The 8240-nt window shown below is 68.9% G+C and carries 8 protein-coding genes; 3 read left to right on the top strand and 5 right to left on the bottom strand.

Going from position 1 to position 8240, the window contains the following annotated elements; translation table 11 throughout:
• A partial coding sequence (locus G3N99_RS29585; protein WP_206124150.1) for a precorrin-3B C(17)-methyltransferase occupies nucleotides 1-499 on the top strand: 499 nt, incomplete at its 5' end.
• Nucleotides 500-505: 6 nt separating this feature from the next.
• On the opposite strand, the gene G3N99_RS29580 is transcribed toward G3N99_RS29585, so the two are convergent.
• Nucleotides 506-1714 (bottom strand): MFS transporter, encoded by a 1209-nt coding sequence (locus G3N99_RS29580; RefSeq protein WP_241011914.1) that lies wholly within the window; start codon nucleotides 1712-1714, stop codon nucleotides 506-508.
• A 94-nt stretch (nucleotides 1715-1808) separates the two neighbouring features.
• Between G3N99_RS29580 and G3N99_RS29575 the strand changes: the two genes are divergently transcribed.
• The gene (locus tag G3N99_RS29575) at nucleotides 1809-2711 is read left to right on the top strand and encodes a LysR substrate-binding domain-containing protein (protein ID WP_174934139.1); all 903 of its coding nucleotides are present in this window, start codon (nucleotides 1809-1811) and stop codon (nucleotides 2709-2711) included.
• Nucleotides 2712-2965: 254 nt separating this feature from the next.
• On the top strand, nucleotides 2966-4321 hold the full coding sequence (locus tag G3N99_RS29570; RefSeq protein ID WP_206124148.1) for a chitinase: 1356 nt from the start codon (nucleotides 2966-2968) through the stop codon (nucleotides 4319-4321).
• Between the two features lie 113 nt (nucleotides 4322-4434).
• Here the strand turns inward: G3N99_RS29570 and G3N99_RS29565 are convergent, their stop codons facing one another.
• The 4 genes from G3N99_RS29565 to G3N99_RS29550 form a co-directional block, all read right to left on the bottom strand.
• A complete protein-coding gene (locus G3N99_RS29565) occupies nucleotides 4435-5178 on the bottom strand; it encodes an IclR family transcriptional regulator (RefSeq protein WP_206124147.1) in 744 nt (247 codons plus the stop codon).
• A gap of 60 nt (nucleotides 5179-5238) precedes the next feature.
• Entirely contained in the window at nucleotides 5239-6405 is a 1167-nt protein-coding gene (locus G3N99_RS29560; RefSeq protein ID WP_206124146.1) for an acyl-CoA dehydrogenase family protein, read from the bottom strand.
• 145 nt (nucleotides 6406-6550) lie between these two features.
• Nucleotides 6551-7852: a citrate:proton symporter gene (locus tag G3N99_RS29555; RefSeq protein ID WP_206124145.1), complete on the bottom strand. Its 1302-nt coding sequence runs from the start codon at nucleotides 7850-7852 to the stop codon at nucleotides 6551-6553.
• Nucleotides 7853-7978: 126 nt separating this feature from the next.
• On the bottom strand, nucleotides 7979-8240 hold a 262-nt coding region (locus G3N99_RS29550; RefSeq protein WP_206124144.1), incomplete at its 5' end, for a CoA transferase.

The following is an 8240-nucleotide window of genomic DNA, read 5'->3' as shown; positions in this document are numbered from 1 at the left end:
CGCGATGGCCGCGGCCGTGCTCGAAGCGCTCGACGAAGCGCGCGATCCGCACTGGGCCGCGGTCGACCTGCGCGTGGAGCCGGGCATCTCGGCGTCGCTCGCGACGGCCGCGCAGGCCGGTGCGCCGCTCGGCCATGATTTCTGCGCGATCTCGTTGTCGGACAACCTGAAACCGTGGGAGGTGATCGAGACGCGCCTGCGACATGCTGCACAGGCCGATCTGGTGATGGCGTTCTACAACCCGATCTCGCGCGCACGTCCATGGCAGCTCGATCGCGCGCTCGATGTCGTGCGCTCACACCGCACCGCCGATACGGTGGTCGTGCTCGGCCGCGACATCGGCCGGTCGGGTGCGACGCTCACGACGACGACGCTCGGCGCGCTGCGCAGCGACCAGGTCGACATGCGCACGATGGTGATCGTCGGCTCGTCGACGACGCGGCGCTTCGCGATCGGCAACGCGCGCGAGTGGGTCTATACGCCGCGCTGGTATCGCTGAACCCGGTTAGCGCACCGGCGTGACGCTGCGTGCGTCGGCCTGCGCGGTGCCGGCTGCGCCGTCGGCGTGCCAGAACCGGTACACGAGCACGCCGACGATGGCCTGTGCCGCGACCACGAATGCGACGCAGCCGGCCCATCCCCACCGATGCCAGCCGGGCACCGGCAGGATCGAGCCTAGGCTGCCGCCGAAGTAATAGCAGGACAGGTAGATGCCGATCGCCGTCGAGCGCGCGCTCGACGCCGCCTGCGAGATGAACGTGTTGGCCGACGCCTGTTCGACGAACACGGCGGTCGAGCTGAGCGCAAGGCCGGCCAGGATCACCGGCACGTTGTCGGACAGCGTCAGCAGCGCCCCGCCGATTGCGAGCGCGGCCGAGGCCAGCCCTGGCGCGCGCGGGCCGCGATGCCGGGCGAGGCGTCCTGCCAGCGGGGTCACGACCACCGCCACCAGAAACACCGCATAGATCGCGCCGATCCCGACCGTGCCGAAACCGAACGGTGCACGGGCCAGGCGCAGGCCGACGAACGTGAATGTCGCGACCTGCGACGCGAGCACGCATGCGCCGATCGCGAACGACGCGAGCACCGGGCCGCACGTGACGATGCGCCACGACGATCCCGCACCGGCGTCCGCAGCGTGGTCGGCGCGCCGAGCGATCACACCGGACGCCGGCAGGCTCGCGTAGATCGCGACCCCAGTTACGAGACACAGCGCCGCGACGACGTCGAGCGCATGCCGCCAGCCCCACATCGACGTCATCAGGTTGGTCGCGAAGCGGCCGGCGAAACCGCCGAGCGTCGTCCCGGCGACGAACAGCGCGCTGATCTCGGCCGACGTGCCGCGATCGAAGCGCTCGGCGATATAGGCGATCGACAGCGCGAAGACGAACGGCATGACGAGACCGGCCGCAAAGCGCGCGCCGAGAAACGACGCGAAACTGCCCGCCTGCGCGGACCACACGACCGGCAGCGCGACGGCCACCGCCGCGAGCGAGATCGCGACGCGCCGCTCGATGCGTGCAGCCAGCACGCCGACGAACGGCGCGATAATGGCGACGGCCGTCGTGGTGGCGCTCACGCCCTGCCCCGCACGCTCGGCGCTGATGCCGAAGGTGGCCGCGAGTTCGTGCAGGATGCCCTGCGTCGAATACAGATTGAGAAACGCGGCGAAGCCGCAGAGAAAGAACGCGATGCGCGTGGTCCTGTCGTTCATCGGAGCTGCCTGGTCGTCGATGCCGACAGTCTGACGAGTGCGCCGCGTGCACGCCAATACCGTTTTCAACGCCATTGATACCGGAACGACAACAATGCTCGACCTGCGCCGCCTCCGCTATTTCGTGGTCGTCGCCGACGAACTGCACTTCGGCCGCGCGGCGTTGCGCCTGCGGGTCGCGCAGCCGCCGCTGACGCGCCATATCGCCGCCCTCGAAAGCGAGCTCGGCGTCCGGCTGTTCGAACGTTCGACGCGCGCGGTGCGGCTGACGCCGGAAGGCGCCGCGTTCCTCGAGCATGCGCGCAACGTCGTCAGCGCGGCCGCCGAGGCCGAAGCGAGCGCGCGCAAGATCGCGCAAGGCATCGCCGGGCGGATCGTGATCGGCTATGCGAGCTCGATTCCGATGTCCGACACGTTCCCGGACGTCATCCGCGTCGCGAGCCGCACGATGCCCGACGTCGAACTCGCGTTCCGCGAGGCGGCGACCGCCAGCCAGCGCCAGCAGATCGCGGACGGCGCGATGGACATCGGTTTCGGCTGGGCGTGGAACGGTGCGCCCGGCGTACCGGTGGCGTCGCTCGTCGTGTCGCGCGAACCGCTCGTCGCGGCCGTGCCGGCCGGCGATCCGCTCGCGAGCCGTGCAAGCGTCGACATTGCGGAGCTTGCGAACGCAACCTTCGTCACCTTTCCGCCCGGTTACGGCTCGGCATTGACCGCTGCACTGGACGACCTGTGTGCGCAAGCCGGATTCGTGCCGCGGATCGGCGCGACCGCCGCACAGATCACGACGCTCGTGTCGCTGGTGGCCGCCGAACGCGGCATCGCGATCGTGCCGGGTTTCACGGCGACGCTGCAGCGTCCGGGCGTCGTCTACGTGCCGCTCGCCGGCACGCGCGCGGTCGAGCAGATCGTGTCGTGGAACGAGCCGTTCGCATCGGTGTGCGTCGAGCGCTTCGTCGCACTGGCACGCTCGCTTGCGCAGCCGCCCTCGGCTTGAAGCGCGACGAGCGAAGTGCGTCGGGCCTCACTCACCCGATCGATCGGGAAAATCACCCGCGTCACACGTTCCGGAACTGTGTGGAATCGGCAAGATCGTTACGTATCGGGAATCAAATAACAAAAAGAACTCCTGACTATTCACTATTCGATGCGAATCCTCCAAGATGGGCACGCCGTCGGCCGGGCATGCCCGGTCGCCCGACCGGCGGCGATACGCGGGCCAGCGTATCCCTCTTCCACTTGGAGAACACAATGAACAACAATGTGTTGCCGCGTTTCATCCCGCGCGCACTTGCAGCGGGTTGCCTTCTTGCAGTGGCGAGCGTGTCCCAGGGTGCAGGCGTCTATGCGCCTTATGTCGACGTGACGCTCTATCCGACGCCGCTCGTCGACCAGATCGGCGTCCGGCAAGGCATCCAGCAGTTCACGCTCGCGTTCGTGGTCGCGGGCAACGGTTGCGTGCCGTCGTGGGGCGGCGTGCAGCCGATCGGCAACGGCGCGAGCGGCGGCCTGCTGACCGCACTGTCGACGTCGATCGCGAGCTATCGCGCGAAAGGCGGCGAAGTCGCCGTGTCGTTCGGCGGTGCGAACGGCACGCCGCTGATGCAGGCGTGCACGACGGTCCCCGCGCTGGCGAGCGCGTACCAGACGGTGATCGACACGTACGGCCTCACGCACCTCGACTTCGACATCGAAGGGGTGTCGCAGCTGGATACGGCCGCGGTCGCGCGCAACTTCCAGGCGGTCACGCAACTGCAGGCAAGCTATGCGGCGAAAGGCAAGCCGCTGCACGTCACGCTGACGCTGCCGACGATGCCGACCGGGCTCACGCAGGACGGCCTGAACGTCGTCAACGCGGCGATCTCGAACCAGACCGTGTTCGATGCGGTGAACGTGATGGCGATGGATTACGGCCCCGCGAACCTCGACATGGGCGCGGCCGCGATCAGTGCCGCGCAGGCGCTGTACTCGCAACTCGATACGGCCTTCAAGTCGGCGGGCCAGCCGAAGACCAATGCCCAGCTCTGGCAGATGGTCGGCGTCACGCCGATGATCGGCGTGAACGACGTGCAGGGCGAAACCTTCACGCTCGCAAATGCGCAAAGCGTGCTGAACGCGGCGGTCGGCAACGGCTACGGCTTCTTCGGCAACTGGTCGGTCGGCCGCGACCAGGCGTGCGCGTCCGGCGGCACGTCTGCGTCGCCGACCTGCTCAGGCGTCGCGCAGCAGCCGTACGCGTTCGCGACGATCTTCAAGCAGCTCGACGGCAAGTGGGGCGCGGGCGTCACGCAGGATCCGAACTACGGCGGCGGCTCGGACGGCGGCACGCCGCAGCCGGGCGCGCCCTGGGCGGCCGGCCAGGTCTATACGGCCGGTGCGACGGTCACCTACCAGGGCACGACCTATCAGGCGCAATGGTGGACCCAGGGCGACGTACCCGGCCAGGCCGCCGTGTGGAAGGCGGTGGGCGGCGGCACGGCCACGTGGTCGGCGACCACCGCGTATTCCGGCGGCACCTGCGTGATGTACCAGGGCGCGAAATACTGCGCGAAATGGTGGACGCAAGGCGACAACCCGAGTGCCGGCGGCGTGTGGGTGAAATCGTGATGCGGGATTGCGGCCGTCGCTAGGCGCGCGGCTCGCGCATCAGGGGCCGTTCACGGCGATCGCGACCGGATCGCCGGCGGACGGCCCGCCGGTCGGCAGTACCCTGCCCGCTTTCAGCCGCGCGCGTGCTCGGCCAGCAGCCTGGCCTTCGCATCGACGAGCAGCGCTGCATGCCTGTCGCGATGCTGGCGAATCCGCTCGGTCGGCCCGACCACGGACAGCCCGTACCAGTCGCCGTCGAGCGTCAGCGCGACCGCGATCGCCGACAGCTCGGGCGCGCTCTCGCCGAAGTTCTCGGCCCAGCCGAGTTCGCGAAACCGGGCGGTTTGCGCGACGAGCGCGGGCAGGTCCGCCACCGTCGCGTCGGTGAAGCGCTCGAACGGCAACTGCGCGCCGAGCGCCTGCTGCGCGTCGCCGTCCAGTTCCGCGAAAATCGCCTTGCCGATCGAGTTCGCATGCAGCGGGCGCAACTCGCCCGGCGCACGCGTATAACGGATCGCCTGCTCCGATTCGACGACGTCGAGATAGGTAACGGACACCCCCTGGATCTTGCCGAGCACGGCCGTCTCGCGGCTCGCGTCGCGCAGCGCGACGAGATGCGGATGGACGATGTCGACGACCGGATCGGTCGCGTCGATCGCGATGGCGATGGTCTGCAGGCGCCGCGTCGGGTAGTAGCCGCCGCGCTTGCGCACTTCGTACAGATAGCCGCGGCTCACGAGCGTGCGCGCCATCGCGAGACAACTCGACGGCGGCACGTCGAGCAGGCGCGCGAGTTCGGTGAGCGGCAGCGGCCGCCGTTCGGCGGCGAACAGCTCGAACAGGTCGAGCGTGCGGGCAACGAGTTTGACGTCCATGACGAGCGCTTGAATCGGAACGGGAAACCGCGCACCGGGCCGGCCGCCGGGTCGGTACGGTCAGTACGACTTCGGCAGCCCGAGCACCTTCTCCGCGATGTAGCACAGGATCAGTTGCGGACTCACGGGCGCGAGCCTCGGAATCATACACTCGCGCAGGTAGCGCTCGACATGGTATTCCTTCGCGTAGCCCATCCCGCCGTGCGTCGCGACCGCCGTCTGGCACGCCTGGAACGCGGCTTCCGCGCCGAGGTATTTCGCGGCATTCGCCTCCGCGCCGCACGGCTGCCCCGCGTCGTAGCGCGTCGCAGCCTTCATCACCATCAGCCACGCGGCCTCGAGCTGCATCCACGCCTGCGCGAGCGGATGCTGGATCGACTGGTTCTGCCCGATCGGCCGGCCGAACACCACGCGCTCGCACGCGTACTGCGTCGCGCGGCGCAGCGCGGCCTGCCCGAGCCCGATCGCCTCCGCGGCGATCAGGATCCGTTCGGGATTCAGCCCGTGCAGCAGATAGCGGAAGCCGTCGCCTTCGTTGCCGATCAGGTCGCTTTCCGGTACGCGCAGGTTGTCGATGAACAGCATGTTCGAATCGACCGCCTTGCGGCCCATCTTCTCGATCTCGCGCACCTCGACGCGCGACCGGTCGAGGTCGGTATAGAACAGGCTCAGCCCGTCGGTCGGCTTCGCGACCTGGTCGAGCGGCGTCGTGCGCGCGATGATCAGCATCTTGTTCGCGACCTGCGCGGTCGAGATCCAGATCTTGCGCCCGCTCAGCACGTAGTGGTCGCCGTCGCGGCGCGCCTGCGTGGTGAGGTGCGTGGTGTCGAGGCCCGCATCGGGTTCGGTCACCGCGAAGCACGCCTTGTCGCGCCCGGCGATCAGCGGCGGCAGGAAGCGCGCCTTTTGCGCGTCGGTGCCGAATACCTGAACCGGGTTCAGCCCGAAGATGTTCATGTGGACGGCCGACGCGCCGGACAGGCCGGCGCCCGATGCGCTGATCGTGCGCATCATCAGCGCGGCCTCGGTCATCCCGAGCCCGGCGCCGCCATGGGCCGGGTCCATCGCGATGCCGAGCCAGCCGGCCTCGGCGAGCGCCGCGTGGAAATCGGCCGGAAACCCGCCCGCGCGATCGCGCTCGAGCCAGTAGTCGTCGCCGAAGCGCGCGCAGATTTTCTCGATCGCGCTTTCGATCGCGCGCTGGTCATCGGTCAGGTCGAACTGCATGGAATGCTCTCCTGAAAAGGCTGAGCGGCCGCGCCGCTGTCAAGAAGGAAAACGCCCGGTGGCGCCGAGGCTTCCGCTCCGAAGAGCGTCCCGCTGCGGGATGGCCCTCTCGGCGCGTTGATGCCAGGCGGCAGGTCTCGGGCGCTCACAACGGAAACACGCCCACGATCACTGCCGCGAACACCATCAGCACGGTGGCCGCAAACAGGAACGGAATCGTGAATTTCTGGTGCTCGGCGAGCTCGACGCCGGTCAGGCCGACGATCAGGAACGTCGCGGGCGTGAGCGGGCTGACCGGGAAGCCCGTCGTCATCTGGCCGAGCAGTGCTGCCTGCGCCATCTGGATCGGCGGTACGCCCAGCAGCTTCGCGCTTTCCGCGAGCACCGGCAGCACGCCGAAGTAGAACGAATCGGGGTCGAACAGCAGGCTGAGCGGCATCGACAGCAGCCCGAGCACGAACGGCATGTGGCGCGCGTGCTCGACCGGCACGTGCGCGACGACCACGTCGGCCATCGCCTTCAGCATCCCGGTGCCGGACATGATGCCGGTGAACGCGCCGGCCGCGAGCAGCACGCTCGCCATCATCAGCGCGGCCTTGGCATGCGCGTCGATCCGCTCGCGCTGCGCCTGCACGTCCGGGTAGTTGATCACGAGCGCGGCGACCGTGCCGAGCATGAACATCACCATCGGGTCGACGATGCCCGACACGAGCGTGACGAGCACGACGAGCGTCAGCACGAGATTGATCCGGAAGCGCGCCGGCCGGCGCAACGCGCGCTCGGCATCGGTCAGCGCACGCGGCGCAATCGCGAGCGACGCCGCACCGGCACGATCGAGCCCGAGCCGTTTCGCCTCGCGCACGCCGAGCACGTAGGCGGTGCCGAACACGAACACGAGCCCGACGATCTGCACCGGAATCATCGGCATGAAGATCGCGGAACCGGGAATGTGCAGCGCCGCCGACGCGCGCAGCATCGGCCCGACCCATGGCAGGAAATTGACGCCGGCCGCCATCGACGCGACGCACGCGAGGATGCGGCGATCCATCCCGAGCCGCGTATAGAGCGGCATCATCGCGGGCAGCGTGACGAGAAACGTGACGGCGCCCGAGCCATCGAGATGGATCAGCAGCGCGAGCAGCGCCGAGCCCATCACGATGCGCGGCGGATGGCAGCCGATCACGCGCAGCACGCCCGCGATGATCGGGTCGAGCATCCCGGCGTCAGTGAGGATTCCGAAAAAAAGAATCGCAAAAACGAACATCCCGGCGATCGGGCCGATGTTCTGTACGCCGTGCACGATGAACTTGCCGGTCGCGAGCCCGAAACCGGCCGCGAGCGACGCGGCCACCGGCACGACGATCAGTGCGACGAGCGGCGACAGCCGTTTCGTGATGATCAGGCCGAACAGCGCGACGATGGCGATCGCGCCGATCCATGCAAGCATGATGCGTCTCCTTTTCAGCCGGTGCGCCCATGAGGCGCCCGGCGTGGTGTTCGAATGGTCGTGGCCGCACGCGTGGCCGTGCGGCGGCGTCGGGCGCGCGGCATGCGCCGGCGACTGTGATGCCGGTCAGTCCTGACGCGTGTCGCGGTCGCGGTCGTGGTCGTTGGCGGTCGCGTCGGCGAACACCTGGGCCGCGTGTTCGTTCAGCGCGGGCGGCGGCCGCCGGTACGTGGCCGGCGTGCGGCCGAGCTTGATCGGCGACGCGATACCGCGATGCCGGCCCAGCTCGACCTTCATCTGCCGATGCGCGACATGCGGATGGTCGAGCGCCGCATCGAGCCCGAGCACCGGCGCGCACGGCACGCCGCGGCGCATCAGTTGCTCGGCA

The sequence above is a fragment of the Burkholderia sp. Ac-20392 genome (assembly GCF_017104585.1).
Taxonomy (GTDB): domain Bacteria; phylum Pseudomonadota; class Gammaproteobacteria; order Burkholderiales; family Burkholderiaceae; genus Burkholderia; species Burkholderia lata.
This window is presented reverse-complemented; position numbering and strand designations above follow the sequence as displayed.

Excerpts from the sequence above, each read along its gene's own strand:
- G3N99_RS29575 (WP_174934139.1), top strand. The coding sequence starts at position 1,809 with ATGCTCGACCTGCGCCGCCTCCGCTATTTCGTGGTCGTCGCCGACGAA.
- G3N99_RS29580 (WP_241011914.1), bottom strand. The coding sequence starts at position 1,714 with ATGAACGACAGGACCACGCGCATCGCGTTCTTTCTCTGCGGCTTCGCC.
- G3N99_RS29560 (WP_206124146.1), bottom strand. The coding sequence starts at position 6,405 with ATGCAGTTCGACCTGACCGATGACCAGCGCGCGATCGAAAGCGCGATC.
- G3N99_RS29555 (WP_206124145.1), bottom strand. The coding sequence starts at position 7,852 with ATGCTTGCATGGATCGGCGCGATCGCCATCGTCGCGCTGTTCGGCCTG.
- G3N99_RS29565 (WP_206124147.1), bottom strand. The coding sequence starts at position 5,178 with ATGGACGTCAAACTCGTTGCCCGCACGCTCGACCTGTTCGAGCTGTTC.
- G3N99_RS29570 (WP_206124148.1), top strand. The coding sequence starts at position 2,966 with ATGAACAACAATGTGTTGCCGCGTTTCATCCCGCGCGCACTTGCAGCG.